Consider the following 16,635-nt stretch of genomic DNA (forward strand, 5'->3'; position numbering starts at 1 on the left):
CGGCGCCGGTAGGCGAGGTCTTGATGCCGGTGGAGTGGCTGGCGTAGCGGCGCGCTGGCCATGCTGCGATACCGGATTGCTCAGCGTCGCGCATGGCTGGAACTTAAGCCGCGGGCGGCTTCGCAACATTGGGCGATGGAGCGGCTTGCGCCGAGGTATCCAGCTTATCGGCAGCATTCGGCCCCTCCGCGTCGACTGCCGCGCCCTCATCTGCTTTCCCCGCGCCCATCTGGGCATCGCTGCGAACCATTACCGTGCGTTGCGGATTCGCGATCTGGATACCCCGTGCCTGAAACAGGTTCGCCACGCGCCGGTTGAATTCGCGCTGCACGCCCCAGCGTCCGCTGTCGCGGCACTGGATCTGGCCGCTCATTGTGATCGCCGAACCGTCTACCGAATCGATGCCCCAGTAGGCGAAGTCGGACAGGATGCCGTCCTTGAACTGCGGATCCTCACGCAACGACGCGCCGATTTCCTTCAGCGTGGCGATCGCGAGGTCCACGTCCTGGCCATAGAGAATGCTGACCTTCACGGCCGCGTTGCCGAGGCCGCGGTTGGTATTGTTGACCGTCGACACCGAACTGAACGGCACCGTGTACAGCGATCCGTCGCCGCCGCGCAAACGCACCGTGCGGATCGACAGATATTCGACGGTGCCCGACACGCCGGCGAGCGTGACCCAGTCGCCCACCTGCATGGCGTTTTCCATCAACAGGAAGATGCCGGTGATGAAATCCTGCACCAGTTTCTGCGAGCCGAAGCCGAGCGCCACGCCGAAGATGCTGGCGCCGGCCAGCAGCGGCCCGATGTTCACGCCGAGTTCGCTCAGTCCCGTCAGGACCACCACCAGCGCGATCACGACAAACAGCAGGCTGCGCAGCATCGGCAACAAGGTGCGCAGCCGCGCGGCGCGCACCAGGTCGCCTGCGTTGGTCCATTGGTGCAGGCGCCGCTCGACGGTGACGTTGGCCGCTTCCCACACGAACAGCGCCACGGCCGCCGCCACGGCGATCGTGACGAGCGCGGAGGCGAGCCGGTGGCCGATGGTGCCGCTCTGGAACAGCATGCTGACGTCGGCGCCCCACACCTGCAGCAGCACCAGCGCGGTGATGATGCCGACCGTCCACGAGACGACGCGGCGCAGCAGCGGGTAATAGCGATACGCATGCTGATGCACGAGCGAGTCGCTCGTTTGCGGATCCTGGCCGTCGAAGAGCCGCGCGAGCGCGCCGAAGATCACGATGGACACCACGCGCGCCGCCACCAGCACCGCAATCGAAATGCCGCCGAGGTGCAGCAGGGCGTGGTAGCCGTTGCGCACGTCGAGCGCCCACACGAACCACAGCGCCATCACGACGAACACGCCGATCGTGGCCCACGAGTCCGCCAGCGCATTGCCGATGACCGACAGCGACGGGCTGGCGGCGCAGCGCGCCCGGATGCGCGCGGCAACCGGCTGGCGGCATTGCAGGATCAGCAGTGAGATCATCACGTGGCCGATCAGCGCGACCACTTTCATCAAGGCGAGATGGGCGGCTTCGTTCAGGCCGAGGACCACGGCGGTATCGGCGATCGCCGAGCCCGCTCCGACGACGCTGACGAAAATCACCATCCAGCGCTGTGTGAAGGCAGCCCAGGTCGTGCCCATCTGCAGCAGACGCAGGCGCGGCGCGTCGGGCTGCAAAAAGAAGCCGCTGACGATGACGACTACGCGGCACAGCACGTAGATATCGATGATCGAATCGAGCGCGCGGTCTTGCGGCGTGCCTTCGTCGGTGAGGATCGACATCAGCAGGCTCGATGCGCCGATAAACACGCCGAGCGGCACGAATCGAACCACCATGCGCAACGCAGCGCGCGGCAGACGGCGCAGCAACGAATAGTGGTGGGCGGCGTGGCGCGCGCCGGCGGCATCGGCCGGCGCGGCCTGGGCGGCTTGAGCGGCCTGCGCCGCCAGCGTCGCTTCAGACGGCTCGTCAAGGAACAGTTCGCGCGGATCGACGTTGCGGCGTACCGCGAGCGCGGTAATCGCGCGGCGCAGCAGACGGCGCGCAAGCCACTCCAGCGCCAGCGCGGGCAGCAACGTACCCAGCAGCGTCAGCAGGATATTGCCGAGCACCGTGCGTTGCTGCGGGCTGTTCATCAGATCGGTCCACCAGCCGCGCACGGACGACACGTCCAGCAAAGCCGCCAGCGAGCGGCGCACCGCGCCGGCAATCTGCACCGCCCCATGCGCGCCCTGGCGGGCCAGTTGGGAAGCGAGACCGTTCGATTCGAAGGCAGCATGCACGGTCCCTGCCGCGCCGCTTGCGGCAGCCGGCGCCGAGGCCGCGGCCGGGGCGGAAGCGGGCGGCGCGCTAAGGGCGCCCGCTGCGGCGATCGCATGCAGGGTGACTTCAATCTGCGCGCGCCGTTGCGGATCGTTGAGGACGGCCAGCGCCTGGCGGGCCTGGTCGGGCGTCAGCGTGACGGCGGGAGGGGCGGAGGCGGCTGCCGGCTGAGCCGGAGCGGCGAAGACCGGCGCGGCGAGCAGGCTCAGTAACCAGATGACAAGTAGTGTGCGCATAGGGAATAGGCGGGACGGCTGCGATGAGCGGCGCCGTCCGGATGCAGGTCAATTCGACCGAAAAAGTCTGAACTATAAGACGACAGCGGCCTCGCGACGCAAGTTCCGCACGATGGGGGAGCGAGCCCGGATAAATCGCTCGGGCGGGCATGTGTCGGGCAATCGTAAGCACGGGCGCTACGAGGATTATGCACGCTCGACGCCGCGTGGGCCGCGCCGGGTGCCGATTGCCGAAGCGCAGGGCGAGCGCGCAGCCGTCATCGGCGCGGCTGGATCGTGGTGGCTGCGAGAGCCGCCCCCGCCAGCGCGCACGCGGCCGACACCAGCGCGACCGCGCGCAGCGCCGCGCCGAGCGCGTCTGCCTGCGCAAGGGCGAGGGTCGGCGACGAGGTCGCTCCCGGTTCCAGCAATTGCCCTTTGCGGCCCGCCTCCTGTGGCACATGCAACTGATCGAGCCGCGTGGCGAGCACCGCGTTATGCGACCACACAAACACGATGCCGAGCACGGCGACCGCGAGCAGGCTCGCCACCCGGGCGACCGCGTTGTTGATGCCGGACGCGACACCGGTGCGCTCGGACGTGACGGCGGTCATGACTGTGGTCGTCAAGGGCGCGACCGTGATGGTCATGCCTAAACCCAGCACGGTCAGGGGCGGAAAGAACCCGGTCCAGTAGCCGCCGCGCGCCCATGGCAAGGCGAGCATCGCGAACCCGGCCGCCACCACCACCGGTCCGGCCGTCAGCAGCGCACGTGCGCCGTACCGGTTGGTCAGATTGCCGGCGAAGCGCGACAGCAGCCCCAGCGTGACCGGCAACGGCAGCAGCGCGGCGCCCGCGGCAGTGGCGCTGTAGCCATAAGCGCGGATCAGCGTGAAGGGCAGAAAGAACAGCGCGCCGCCGAGGCCGAAGTACAGCAGCAAGGTCACCAGATTGGCGCCGACGAAATCGCGCGAACGAAACACATCGAGCGGCACCATCGGATTGCGGCTCCTCGCTTCGATCACCACAAAAACCGCCAGCACCGCCACGCCCGAGCCGATCAGACCGAGCACGCGCGGATCGGCGAAGCCGCGCGTGGAGGCGATCGTCAGACCATAGGTGAGGGCGGCGAGACCCACGGCCGCCGCCGCAGCGCCGAGCCAGTCCAGTGGTTCCGCCGCGCCGGACTTGCGGCTGTCCGGCACTGCCGCGAGCGCCAGCGCGACCGTCGCACAGGCAATCGGCACGTTGAGAAAGAAGATCGCCCGCCACGAAAACGTATCCACCAGCCAGCCGCCCGCCACCGGTCCGACCGCAGAGGTAATCGCGGCGACGCCCGCCCACGTGCCGATCGCCTTGCCGCGCTCGTGCTCGTCGAACACGGCGCCGATAATCGCCAGACTGCTCGGCACCAGCAGCGCCGCGCCGACGCCTTGCACGGCGCGGGCGGCGATCAAGGCGCCGGCGTGCGGCGCGAGACCGCAGCCGATCGACGCCAGCGTAAAGATGCCGATGCCGCTCACGAAGATCGTCCGCCGTCCCAGTGTGTCGCCAAGCGAGCCGCCCACCAGCACCAGCGTGCCGAGAAACAGCAGATAGGCGTTGACGACCCACTGGATCGCGGCGACGCTGGCCATGAGCTCGGCCTGGATCGACGGTAGCGCGACGTTGACGACCGAGCCGTCGATAAACGCCATGCTCGAACCGAGAATCGTCGCCGCCAGCGCGAGCCGCTTGTGACGGCAGGCCCGCTCGGGCGCGACCGGCTGCGCGCCGATGACGAGTTCGTCGCACGGGCTCGCCTGCGCGGCGACGGCGTGAGAGACCCGCGCGGGTGGGTGGGGATGCTGCTGGCCGGCCAAGTGCACTCCTCGCGCGAATGATCTCCGTGCAGCATAGCAATGCCATGCCGCGAGCGATAGGCGCCTGGCCAGGCGGCCAGGGGCGCGCGGGGTATGCGACGCGCCTTGCATTGCATGTTGTCATGCACGCGTGCCATCATCGACTCGAAGCGAGGCGCGCGCGGCGGCGCTGCACAACCGGAGAAGCACCATGGTCAACCAGGCACCGGACGACATGCCCGGCGCGACGCCCGGGCAGCCGGTCCGCGCGGACATTCCCGGTCAGGTCGTCTTTGTCCTGCAGGGCGGCGGCGCGCTAGGCGCGTATCAGGCCGGCGTGTATGAAGCGCTGCATGAAGCGCAGATCGAACCCGACTGGGTGATCGGCACCTCGATTGGCGCGATCAACGGCGCGATCATCGCCGGCAATCCGCCCGGACAGCGCATCGACAGGCTCAAGCAGTTCTGGGACCAGGTCGCCTATCGCGGCAGCGCCACGGCCGGCTGGCTGCCCGTGCTCGACGACTGGTTACGCAACATGTCGATCGTGACGCGCGGCATCCCGGCGTTCTTTGCGCCGCGCCTCGGCGCCTTGTTAGGAATGCAGAGCGATGGCGGCCTGGCGCCCGCCGCGTTCTATTCGACCGAGCCGCTGCGGGAAACGCTGTTGTCGCTGATCGACTTCGGCTATCTGAACGGCAAGCAGACTCGCTTGACGGTCGGCGCGGTCAGCGTCGCCAGTGGGCGCATGCGCTACTTCACGAACCGCGATGCGCCGCTCGACGTCGATCATGTGATGGCCTCGGCCGCTTTTCCGCCGGGCTTCCCTGCGGTGCAGCTCGAAGGCGAGGCATGGTGGGACGGCGGCGTCTACTCGAATACGCCGCTCGAAGCGGTGCTCGACGATCATCCGCGGCGCGACTCGGTGATTTTTGCAGTGCAGTTGTGGCCGGCGCATGGCCGGGCGCCCAGGTCGATCCTGCAGGCGATGAGCCGGCAGCGCGACATCCAGTATTCAAGCCGCGCGGAAAGCCATCTCGAGCGGCAGAAGCAGATTCACCGCCTGCGGCATGTGATTCGCGAACTGGAACAATACATTCCCGAGGACCAGCGCGATGCCGCGGAGGTCAGGGAATTGCTCGGCTGGGGCTGCGGGACCACCATGCAGGTGATCGAGCTCGACGCGCCGCGTCTCGCGGGCGACGATCTGCACAAAGACATCGATTTCTCATCGAGCGGCATCAAGCGGCGCTGGGCGGCGGGTTACGAGGACACCGTGCGCGTGCTGAAGAAGGCGCCATGGCGTGAGCCGCCCGATCCGATGGAGGGCATTGCGGTGTACCGCTCGGATCCGGAGGCCAATCCCGGACCAGCGTAAGCGCGGGAGCGGCCGCCACGCCATACAGACCCGGCGGCCCGCCTCAACGCGTCAATGCCTCAATGTGTCGACGCCGTCAGCGACGGCAAGTCCCGCTCACTGTCTTCGTCGTCTGGCGGTGCGGCCGCGTCGGACGGGCGCGACGAGCCATCCTGATTGACGCGGTTGGCGTGCATCAGCCGGTACAGCGTGGCGCGCGAGACGCCCAGATCGGCGGCCGCCTCCGACAACTTGTAGCCATGCCGCTGCAAGGCCTGCTCGATCGCATCCTTTTCGGCCTTGCTGCGGATCTCGGCCAGCGTCACCGGCGGTGCGTTGGCCGATTGCGGCAGCCCGAGGTCGGAGGCCGTGATAAAGCGGCCCTCGCTCATCACCACCGCGCGGCGCACGCAGTTGATCAGCTCGCGGACGTTGCCGGGCCAGCCGTAATTGGACATGGCCACCACCGCATCGCTCGAAAAGCCGCGGATCTTGCGGGCCCCGTCCTGCCTGTACATGCTGAGCGCGTAGTTGGCGAGCAGCTTGATGTCGCCGCCGCGTTCGCGCAACGGCGGCTCGACGAGCCGCAGCACGCACAGCCGGTGATACAGGTCGGAACGGAACCGGCCATCTTCGACGGCCTTTTCCAGGTTGACGTGGGTCGCGGAGATGACCCGCACGTCCACCTTGATCTCGCTGGTGCCGCCGAGGCGCTCGATCGTGCCTTCCTGCAGGAAGCGCAGCAGCACCGCCTGGCACTCGTGCGGCATGTCGCCGATCTCGTCGAGAAAGAGCGTGCCCTGATGCGCGCTTTCGATCCGCCCGGTCTTGCGCTGCACGGCGCCCGTGAAGGCGCCGCGCTCGTGGCCGAACAGTTCGGCCTGCAGCAGGGTAGGCGGAATGGCCGCGCAGTTGATCGCGACGAACGCCTGCGCCGAGCGCGGCGAGCGTACGTGGATGGCGCGTGCGGTCAGTTCCTTGCCGGTACCCGACTCGCCGGCCACAAACACCGGCGCGTCCGTGACGGCGCATTTGTCGATATGACGATAAAGCTGGAGCATCGCCTCGCATTGGCCGACCATTTCATGGCGGCCCATGGAGGGTTCGGGCGTGATCTGCATCTTGCGCAGGCTCGACAGGCCATGGGCGTGTCCCAATGCGAAGATGAGCCGTTCGTTCAGGCACGGCCGGGTGACGAAATCGAAGCAGTAGTCGAGGATGAAGCGGCTGACCGGCTCGTTGTCGGACTGGCCCGGTGCGATCTGCGCGACCCAGTTGGTCTCCACCCGCCGCATGCAGGCTTCGAGCGCCGACAGATGTTGCGATGAGCAGTTTTCGGGCAGCTCGATCAGGCCGACCTTGATGTTGTCGCGCTCGATCATGCGTTCGGCGATGGCGGTGGTCTTGGCGTGGGCAACCTGCCAGCCGCATGCGGCCAGAAACTTGGTCAGCATTTCATCGGGTCTGGCAGAAACACAGAGCACCGTTCGGTCTATTTCATGCGGCGTGACGTTCGTAGTCATATTACCCCCGGTTCGATGCAGCGTTCATGCTTGCTGGGTCAGGAAGCGAACCGCAACCGCGTCGGTTGCTCATGGTGAACTCAATGGCGCGCCGAATAATTTGTTCATACGAACTCTCAATTTTCATTTTCGTTTGTTCCCCCGTTGATACCGCAGTCAGCGTGTTTCCCGCCGGTCTCTCTATATTGCGCTCTATGCGACGCATGGGCCAAAGATAGAACAAAACAATTGGACTTGCCATACGCGCTAATCTGGATAGGGAATTCGCGGCCCGCACCGGCCCGCCGCCCCGATCAGGGACGGGCGCGCGCCGCGTTGGAGAGTGGCGCGGGCAGTTCGGTGCAGGTCGTGTATCAATTCTGTCTCAATCTGGGAATCCATGTATCGATTATTTTCGGGCAATTGTTAATTCGGTAATCGGAATGTTTGACCGGAAGTCATCTTTTATCCCCATCAATGCGACTGCCATTCCATTGCGAGCCTAATTGCGCAAACCTTTGCGCAGTAGAAAGGGCGATTCGCCGGCGCAGTGGATACGTGCCGCCATCGACATCCCGCTAAAACCCGGAAAATGACGCCAATGCCTTGATAGAGGCGGTTCCAGCCAATCATTTCAAGTGCCCGGGCAACGTGCGTTGGGTAGCTTGACGTTGTCGGCAGGGCGGCGAATCACGCCGGCCCGCTTCGCCCGGCACGCTGCATTCGACGTCGCGCATCACGTCAATCCGACCTGCTTCAGCCCGCAATCGGCCCTGCGTGTCACAGACTACCGTGTGTGGGAGGCGTCTCACAATTGAGACACTTTGGTCTTGGTGCGGTAGCCCACATAGTGATCGCCGCCCCCTCTTTCGAGTCCCCCGCCGCGGACGAACTCGCGCCGCGCAGCCCTCGGTCCAGCCCCATGCGGCGACAGGGCTGCGGCCAGCGAAGTAGTTGCCGACGCAACGTTTCGGGCCCCGTAAATTTGCCCGTGCCCGGCGAGTCGCACACCTGCAACAGTTTTTGCACGACCCCTCTCAAAGCGTGCCGCGCGGCGACGCGCATTGACGGCCATGTCCGGTGGCATAACGCTTTGCGAAGCGCTGGCACGGTCGTCGCTATATGACCTGTGCCCGGCAGCAGCGCAGTAGCGCGGGACAGTACAGGAAGTACAGGCAGGGCGGGAAACCACAGGTGGCGCGGGGACGCACAGGCAGGAAGCGGCAACACAGGTGGCGCGGGGACGCACAGGCAGGCAGAAAAAAACAGGCAGCGCGAAGACGCACAGGGAAGAAAAAACAGCGAACGATCAAGCCCATACGAAAGGGCGCGACGGGGCCAACACAGAAGGGCGCGAAGAGGCCAATCAGGCAGGCGAGCCTTCATAGAAAGGCCAGGCAGTATCAGTTTCAGAACGGGCGTATCAACAGCCTGATCGGCAGTCACCGGACGGGGGCGGGTGTTCCCCCGTCGGGTGCAGACCGGTCGCATCGATGCTTCGCGGGGACGGCTCAGGCCGGGCGGCAGATCGGATCAACACGATCGCCAGGGGAACGAAGCGGACGATTGCGGCGCGATTCGACGCCGGCGTTGATCATCGCTCTTTTTTATTTCGCCGACCCGTCTCTCAGGACGGCGGCAGTTTTTCGAGAATGTCCCGCGTCACGCATCCTGTTCGATCTTTACCTGCGCCATCCTGATGAGCCGTAAAGTAAGGAGTGCGAGATGAAAAATACAAAATGGCTGGGGACACTGGCGGTCACGGCCGCCGGCACGCTCGTCGCGGCGCTCTGCGCGTCGCGCGGGATGCCCGCGCAAAGCGCACCCGTGACGAGGATCGCGGTGGCCGCGGTGGATATCGACCTTGGGCAGCGGCTTGCACCGCGTTTCATCAAGCTGATCGAATGGCCCGCGGGCAAGATTCCGCCCGGCACGTTCGACGACCCGCATCAACTCGACGGACGGGTGCTGTGCGCGAGCATCGTGCGTGGCGAACCGTTGACCGAGGGCGGACTACAACCGCTCGAAGCGTCTGCCGTCACACTGCATCTGGGCGATCGCGTTACCGCTGCGGTTCCGCCTCGTGACGCTAAACAATTCCATCTTGCCCGCAGCGGTAGCTTGCTGTCGCTCAAGCGTGGCGAGCAGGCGGTGGTTCGAGACTACGATCCCGATACGGTGGCGTGGCTGTCGTTACTCGACGATCCGTTGGCACCCGTGATGCCGCCTCGCGCAGGGAAACCGGCCGGGGCGTGACAAGCGAGCGTTGCGGTGTGCGGGTTTCAGGACCCGATTCGATCAAATCTCTTTCTTCGGTTGGTTTGCACATCATATAAGAACTCTTATATGATATTCGAACTCATACATTATTTGCGACGGATCGATGGTCTGCCGCAGTGCGAACCGAAGGAGATGCGTGCTATGTCCGAATGTCTGTTTCTTGCCGGAGCCACGGGCGCCATCGGGCGCCGGGTTGCGCCGCTGTTCGTTGCGGCCGGCTGGCGCGTGGTGGGCACCACACGTGCGCCGGAGAAGGCGCGTTTGCTGCGCGAGCTGGGCGTGGAACCGGTGGTCGTGGACGTGTTCGATGCGTTGGCGCTGCATGACGCGCTGGCGGCCGCACGGCCCCAGGTGGTGGTGCATCAACTAACGGATCTGCCGCCGGGTCTCGACCCCGCCCGCATGGCCGAAGCGGCACAGCGCAATGCGCGCATTCGCGACGAGGGCACGCGCAATCTGGTGGCCGCTGCGGTGGCGGCAGGGGCGCGGCGCCTGCTGGCGCAAAGCATCGGCTGGGCCTATGCGGAGGGTCCTTTGCCGCACGCCGAAGACGATCCGCTCGATACGGATTTCGACGGTCCACGCGGCGTCACGCTGCGCGGCGTGGCGAGCCTCGAGCGCCAGGTGCTCGAGGCGCCGCTGGACGCCATCGTGCTGCGCTATGGGCGGCTCTATGGTCCGGGCACCGGGTTCGATGCGGCGGCAGGCGCCGCGCCGATCCACATCGACGCGGCCGCGCACGCCACGGCACTCGCGTTGGCGCGTGGTACACCCGGCATCTACAACATCGCCGAAGACGATGGCACGCTAGCCTGCGACAAGGCGCAACGCGTGCTGGGCTGGAGCGCCGGCAGCGTGGTGGCGCAGTAGGCCAGCGGCCTAACGCCAACGCCGGATCGCTCCGTTCAAGCCTGGGCGGCTTCAACCGCCCACACCGACACCCCGGCCGAAGCAATCGCAAACCGGTGTTGCGAGCCCAGGCGCAAACGGGTGTCCTCGCTGGCGATATCGAAGAACGCACCGCCTATCTCCACACGGATATAACGCTCGCCGCGCCGCAGTTCGATGGCGTCGATGGTGCCCAGGTGAGGACCGTCAGGCGCCACCACCAGCGCGTGCGACGACACGCGCCACATCACCCGCCGGCCGGCGGCGATCGAATGCGCGGCCGTCGCGCTTGTCTTCACCCGCAGACCGTCGCCGATTTCGAGCACGCCGTCCTCGCGCATCACCCCTTCGCCGACGTTGTGCAGACCGAGCAGTTCCGCGACCCGCATCGTCGCGGGCTGTTCGTAGACCGTATCGATCGGACCCGCCTGCAGCACGCGTCCGGTTTCGATCACCAGCACTTCGTCGGCGAGCAGCGCGGCTTCGTCGGGATCGTGCGTGACGAGAATCGTCACCGCGGCGATCTCGCGCTGCAAGGCGCGCAACGACTGCTGCAAACGCCGGCGGCGCGGCGTATCGAGCGCGGCGAACGGCTCGTCGAACAGCAGGAGCTGACTGTGGCGCGTCAAGGCCCGCGCAAGCGCCACGCGCTGACGCTGACCGAACGAGAGCTGATGCGGCACCCGCCCGACCAGTGTGGCGAGGCCCAGATGGTCGAGCCAATAGCGCGCGCTGGCCGCGTCCGCATCCACCGGAAAGGTCAGTTGCCGAGCGACCGTCATATGCGGAAACAGGCCGTAGTCCTGCGGCATGTAGCCGATCTGGCGCCGCTCGGGCGGCAACGCATCCAGATCCGTCGTGCCGAGGCGAACCGAGCCGCTTTCGTTGGGCTCGAGTCCCGCGATCAGACGCAGCGCCAGCGATTTGCCGGAGCCCGACGGCCCGATGATGGCGAGACGCCGGGTGGCCGGCGCCCAGGCAATGTCGAGATCGAAGGCGCCGAGATGGCGGGTCAACCGGAAGGCGAGCCGTAGTGGAACGGCTTCGGCGGCCGGCGGCTGGCCGACGGGCTGGACGGCCTCGTCGCCGTTTTCAGGTTCGATCGCGCCGCTCTGGCGCCGGCTGTACAGCGACAACGCGGCGCAAACAATCGCGATGGTCAGCGTGGGCAGCAGCAAGGGCATCATGGCCGGCAAGCCCTGGCCGCCGAACACGACGTAGGTATAAACCGGCAGCGAATACGGGTGATACGCCACCATCACGGTTGCGCCGAATTCGCCGAAGGCACGCAGCCACGCCAGTGCAAGTCCTGCGCGTATGGCCGGCCACGCCGCGGGAAGGATGACGCGAAAAAACCGGCTGCCAGCATGATGGCCGAGCGTGGCGGCGACGTCGTCGAAGACCGGATCGACAGCGGCAAACGCCGACTTCGCCGCGATGATCAGGAACGGTGCGGCGACGAAGGTCTCCGCGAGCACGATGCCGGCAAACGAGTCGGTCAGCGTGCCGCCCGTCAGGCGGCCAATGCCGCTATACGGTCCGAGCAGAAACAGCAGCAGCACGCCGCTCGTGAGCGGCGGCAGCGCGAGCGGCAACTGCACGACAAAGCCGAGCACCGCGACCTTGCGCGAGTTGGAGCGCGCCAGAAAATAGCCGAGCGGCACGCCGCCCAGCAGGATCACCAGCGAGGCGACGCTCGCGCTCGCCGCGGAGACGCCCACTGCCGACCAGGTGGCGTGCCAGTCGACGCTGGCCCAGTCGGCCGCGCCGAGCTGGGGCACGCTGGCGATGAACGGCGCACACAGATACGCCGCGAGCAACGCGGCCAGCCAGAAAAGCGGCCGGGCCGCGATGCGCTTCATGCCGTTACTGCGCTGCGTCGATCACGGCCTGCACCGAGGGCGGAACCGCCTGCCCATTGCCGGTGACAACAGGCTTGATCACGTCCACGCCATGCTGCTTCAACAGCGCGCGACCTTGCTCGCTCAGCAGGAAATCGACGAAGCGCGCGGCGCCTGCGTTGTTCGGCGCGTCGCTGAGGATCGTCAGCGTGTAGCTGGCCTTGGCCGCCAGTTCGGGAGCGGGCTGGAACGCGGGGATCTTCAGGTCCGACGTTTCGGTGGAGTAGAAGAAGCCGGCGTCGAGCTGGCCCGATTGCAGGCGTCCGACGAGCGTTTCTTCAGGCAATACCTGAGCGGGATTCTCCGCGTCGCCAAGCGTCTTTTCGACGAGATCCGGTTGATGGTAGAGCTCGGCTGCCTTCGTCATCATTTCAACCGTGAACGCGCCCTTCGGATCGAGCTTCGGATCCGTGCGGCCGATACGGATACCCGGCTCTTGCAGCACCTGCTCCCAGCGCTTCGTCTTGAAGTCGGCGGCGAACTTGCTCTTCGGGTTGTAGCCGATCATCAACGGCGACTCGGCGAAGTTGACGTACCAGCTCACATGGTCGCCGTTCTCGGCGCCCATCAGGCTCTGGTTGACCTTCGGACTTGCGCTGATGAACACGTCGCCACGGCGCAGCTTGCCCTTGATTTCGTTGGCGATCTTGTTCGAACCCGCCGCGTAGCCGCGGAACTGCAGACCGGTGGATTTCTCGAAAGCGGGTCCGACGCTGCGCTCCATCAGGTTGACCAGCGAGCCGGCGTACAGCACGTTGACGGTGTTGTCCTGGGCGAAACTGGGGGTGGCGGCCGCCATGCTGGCGACTATTGTGAAAGATGCGAGCAGCTTGCGAATCATGCCATTTCCCGTAGCGTTATAAAGAACGCTATATTACGACGCCGCAGCGGAATGTGGGTCGAATCGCCCGCCGCCGGGCATGGCCTTGACGATATATCCGGTATGTCGCACGCCCATCCGCCGGGCTGGGCGGAGCGCGGCGTAATATATGCCAGAATACAGCGTAGCGAGGGGCGTGGCGCGCTGTGTGGCGTGCTTTGTGGCGTGTTATGCGACGCATGCGCCGAGGCCGGTGCCGCGCGCGGTCATGCGTCCTTATGACGCGTTCTTTCGCGCGCTTTGTGCGTGCCTTGTGCTGGAACCATGCCGTACCCAATGCCGGAGGAGGATCTGCAAGCATGGAACTGATGAATCTGGGCGTCGGACCGGCGCCCCTGGTGCCCGAGGCGGCCGCCGGCGATTTCGTCCTGACCGGCCATGTGCTGCGTCCGTTGTCCTTATCCGTGGAACAGCTGCGCGGCTACAGCAGCATGCTGGCCGCGCCGTTCGACCTGCGCTGCTTTACGACCAACCGCTATATTCGCCGTGTGGGCCGGTACCGTGGCGTGGGCCTGACCGACCTGATCTCGGAGGCCGGTTTGCGTAACGATGCGCCGGGCGATTTCAAGCGGATGGTGTTCGTCGCCGCCGCGCACGACGGCTATGCGGTGACCTTCTCGTGGCACGAACTGTTCAATACGCCGGTGGGTGCGAGCGCGCTGATCGCCTATGAATGCGACGGCGAGCCCTTGAGCGTCGAAGACGGCGCGCCGGTCCTGTTTTCCGGCGCGGACATCATGGCGGCGCCGCGGCATGTCAAGCGGCTGAGGCGGATCGACGTGCAGGTGCTGCGCCCGCTGTAGTGCATTGGCAAGTTTCGCGTGGGGGGCAGGCGCCCACGCGGTTGGAGGTACCTGGGCGCCCATGCCCCAGCGGTTCAATTTGTGGGGTTCGCCCACGGGTCTTTGTAGAAAGTCTTCCCTTTGTCAACGACACCGAGTGCCTGCAAAGTATCGTTGATGGCATCCAGCAAACCAACGTCTTCTGCGGTAGCTTTTTTTTGCTGTACCCGCCGCAGTGCCAGAAAAAACGCTAACTTTCCAAATGAGACCTCGTCAGTGGCGCTCCCTCCCTTGACGATCTTCGCAGCACACTCGTTGATCTTGTCTTCCACAAGCTGAGCCAGTTCCATACTATTCTCCGCGACAACCTAGTGTCAAAACAGGTTAAGAGGGTCCCGCCTTCCATTCATTCAATATGGACAACGAATGTTTTTTGGGGGGCTGCGCCTAAAAAACACGCAGAAATGGTTCGGCAGGAAATGCATTGTGCGATGACATCCAGCGAACGCCATACGCAGCGAAACCCGGTGTGCCGATAGACCAAGTATAGCGATTGATGGCGCTGGCGCTCATCGTGCGACGACTCGTCACGGCTTCCTGACGGGCGCTCCGCAGTCGTACGCCAATGAGTCACCTCGCCACAGTTGCCGCGCGTGCGCGGTCAAGGTTTTCGAGTGTTGCCTCGCGGGCGGCTTCGTGTATGCTTTCGCGCATGGCTGAATCCGCGAAAACCAGATCCGTCCCGGCGAAAAATGTCGGCGTCAAAACAGGCAATCGAGCAGGCAATCGAGCCGGCACTAAAACTGTCGCCCGAGTTGACGCCGGGGCCCCGACCCCAACCGCCTCCCCGGCCCGCACCAGAACGCGGCCCGAGGTGCGTTTCCGCATGCGCATTCGCAAGGGCGATACCGTGGCGCTCGGACCGGGCAAGGTCGAATTGCTCGAAGCGGTGCGCGAGCACGGTTCGATCTCGGCTGCGGCGCGCAGTCTCGACATGTCGTACCGGCGTGCCTGGTTGCTGATCGACGAGTTGAACCAGTCGCTCAAGTCGCCGGCGACAGTGTCGGAACAGGGCGGGCAGAGCGGCGGCGGCTGCGTGCTGACGCAGGTCGGCGAGAACATCGTGCGTCTCTATCGCGGTGTCGAGGCGCAAGCCGAAGCGGCCTGTGCCAAACAGATCGACGAGCTGATCCGGTTGATCCGGGCCTGACGCGGCTTGCCGCAAGGTCAGGCGAACTCAACGCGCCTCAGCCGCGCACTTACCCGTGCCTTAGCCGTGCCGCAGGCAAAACGCCGAGGGCGGTCGCGCGCTTGCCGCGGCGTTCTGCGCCGCGCTCCGATCGCTTTGCAGGCGCGAGAACAAATCGATAAAACTGGCGACGCTCGCCGTGCGCAGCGGGTGATAGTCCACCTGATGACGCTCGCATACCCGCTTGAGCATATTCATCGAATCGTGATCGATGCAGTCCACCGGGAAGACCACCAGGTCGGCGCCGGGCAGCGCAGCCGCCAGCAGGCCTTTGCGATCTTCCACCCCGCCGTCGTGCACGACCAGTTCGCCACCGGCCGACGCCACCAGCGCCTTGAGCGCCGCGTTCGAACCGGGCCGGCCGCCGACATACACCACCCGCTTGCCCGCCACATCCGCGAGTCCCGCACGGCGCGCGTCCGGCCGATCCAGCGCATCGAGCGTCGCCCGCTCGAGCGCATGGCATTCCGCCTGAACCGTCTTCAGCAAGTCGAGCGCCTGATCGCGGCTCTCGCGCAGCGCCTCGGCCGTTTCCTGCTCCTGCAGCGCGCGCTGTTCCGCGGCTTCGCGGCGGCTCGTGTGCAGCGCGAGCCGCTGGTCGGCTTCCGCGAGTTTCTCCTGCAAGGCCTTGACCTCATCCGCGAGGCCGGCGGTGTCGTTCGACCCCTGGCGGCTCGCCTGGGCCGTCAGTTTGACGATCTGTTCGCTTAGCTGCGCGGTGACCGCATCGCGCTGCGTGCTGATCTCATGCAGGCGGCTCTGTTGCCGCTCAATCTTGTCCCGCAGCGCGGCGTTTTCCTCTTCGAGCGCCACGAGGCGCCGGATGTCCGCGCGATTCGCCGCGCCCACCAGGTGCGACAGCATATGCAGTTCGCCGAAGGCCGCCTGACGAACCGGCATCGTGGCGTACGGGTGGGTCATCAGCGCCCAGTAGGCCGGTGGAATGTCGCCGTTCTTGAGCGACTCGTTCCACAGCGCCAGCACCGCCTCTTCATCGCGCGCCTGCTCGAAGCGGCGGATGGCGCCGGCATAGCGTTCGTCGAGCGCCTTGTGCAGCGCCTTGCCGCCCGCGCCGCCCGCAATGGCGAGTTCGACCGCGGCGTGGTGAATCTCCAGGTCGCTGGCCTGCTGGCGATCGAGATCGGTGAAGCGCGGCACCAGCTTGCGCAATTCGTGCGTGCTGAGGCAGGTTCCGATGACCGAGCAATGCAGATGGGGATCGAGCTCCGCCAGCCGGGTGCGGCGCTTCGAGCCGGCGAGTTGCGCGGCGGAGGGCGGCGCGCAGCAGGCGTCGGCCGCGCGCAGACGGGTGCCGGCGCTATCGTCGGCGCGGCTGGCGTCGGCGGTTCGGGCGAGGCGAAATGGGGGAGCTTGCATGATGACCTCGAATCCGGTTCCGGTGTCAGGACT

General features: G+C 65.9%; 12 protein-coding genes. 5 read left to right on the forward strand and 7 right to left on the reverse strand.

Features of this window, described 5'->3' with window-relative positions:
* Positions 1-103 precede the first annotated feature (103 nt).
* Positions 104-2,566, reverse strand: coding sequence for a mechanosensitive ion channel domain-containing protein (locus BUS12_RS08275; protein ID WP_083640296.1), 2,463 nt, complete (start codon positions 2,564-2,566; stop codon positions 104-106).
* Positions 2,567-2,823: 257 nt separating this feature from the next.
* Positions 2,824-4,407, reverse strand: a complete 1,584-nt coding sequence (locus BUS12_RS08280; protein WP_074295249.1) for an MFS transporter — start codon at positions 4,405-4,407, stop codon at positions 2,824-2,826.
* A gap of 190 nt (positions 4,408-4,597) precedes the next feature.
* On the opposite strand from BUS12_RS08280, the gene BUS12_RS08285 reads away from it, so the two are divergent.
* A complete protein-coding gene (locus BUS12_RS08285) occupies positions 4,598-5,764 on the forward strand; it encodes a patatin-like phospholipase family protein (protein ID WP_083640298.1) in 1,167 nt (388 codons plus the stop codon).
* A gap of 59 nt (positions 5,765-5,823) precedes the next feature.
* Here BUS12_RS08285 and BUS12_RS08290 read toward each other — a convergent pair whose 3' ends face one another.
* Positions 5,824-7,266 (reverse strand): sigma-54-dependent transcriptional regulator, encoded by a 1,443-nt coding sequence (locus tag BUS12_RS08290; RefSeq protein WP_074295251.1) that lies wholly within the window; start codon positions 7,264-7,266, stop codon positions 5,824-5,826.
* A gap of 1,704 nt (positions 7,267-8,970) precedes the next feature.
* Here BUS12_RS08290 and BUS12_RS08295 point away from each other — a divergent pair.
* Together BUS12_RS08295 and BUS12_RS08300 are read left to right on the forward strand one after the other, a co-directional pair.
* Complete coding sequence (locus tag BUS12_RS08295; RefSeq protein ID WP_074295252.1) at positions 8,971-9,501, forward strand: SAF domain-containing protein; 531 nt, start codon at positions 8,971-8,973, stop codon at positions 9,499-9,501.
* Positions 9,502-9,666: 165 nt separating this feature from the next.
* The gene (locus BUS12_RS08300; protein ID WP_074295253.1) at positions 9,667-10,395 is read left to right on the forward strand and encodes an NAD-dependent epimerase/dehydratase family protein; all 729 of its coding nucleotides are present in this window, start codon (positions 9,667-9,669) and stop codon (positions 10,393-10,395) included.
* 35 nt (positions 10,396-10,430) lie between these two features.
* Here BUS12_RS08300 and BUS12_RS08305 read toward each other — a convergent pair whose 3' ends face one another.
* A complete protein-coding gene (locus BUS12_RS08305) occupies positions 10,431-12,275 on the reverse strand; it encodes an ABC transporter ATP-binding protein/permease (RefSeq protein ID WP_074295254.1) in 1,845 nt (614 codons plus the stop codon).
* Between the two features lie 4 nt (positions 12,276-12,279).
* A complete protein-coding gene (locus BUS12_RS08310; RefSeq protein WP_074295255.1) occupies positions 12,280-13,155 on the reverse strand; it encodes an extracellular solute-binding protein in 876 nt (291 codons plus the stop codon).
* Between the two features lie 347 nt (positions 13,156-13,502).
* On the opposite strand from BUS12_RS08310, the gene BUS12_RS08315 reads away from it, so the two are divergent.
* Entirely contained in the window at positions 13,503-13,997 is a 495-nt protein-coding gene (locus BUS12_RS08315; protein ID WP_253190124.1) for a molybdopterin-dependent oxidoreductase, read from the forward strand.
* Between the two features lie 74 nt (positions 13,998-14,071).
* Here BUS12_RS08315 and BUS12_RS08320 read toward each other — a convergent pair whose 3' ends face one another.
* Entirely contained in the window at positions 14,072-14,326 is a 255-nt protein-coding gene (locus BUS12_RS08320; protein WP_074295256.1) for a hypothetical protein, read from the reverse strand.
* 536 nt (positions 14,327-14,862) lie between these two features.
* On the opposite strand from BUS12_RS08320, the gene BUS12_RS08325 reads away from it, so the two are divergent.
* Positions 14,863-15,186 (forward strand): winged helix-turn-helix domain-containing protein, encoded by a 324-nt coding sequence (locus BUS12_RS08325; RefSeq protein ID WP_074295257.1) that lies wholly within the window; start codon positions 14,863-14,865, stop codon positions 15,184-15,186.
* Between the two features lie 60 nt (positions 15,187-15,246).
* On the opposite strand, the gene BUS12_RS08330 is transcribed toward BUS12_RS08325, so the two are convergent.
* Positions 15,247-16,602 (reverse strand): DUF2325 domain-containing protein, encoded by a 1,356-nt coding sequence (locus BUS12_RS08330; protein WP_074297264.1) that lies wholly within the window; start codon positions 16,600-16,602, stop codon positions 15,247-15,249.
* Positions 16,603-16,635: the final 33 nt, after the last annotated feature.

Source organism: Paraburkholderia phenazinium (assembly GCF_900142845.1).
Classification (GTDB): Bacteria; Pseudomonadota; Gammaproteobacteria; order Burkholderiales; family Burkholderiaceae; genus Paraburkholderia; species Paraburkholderia phenazinium_A.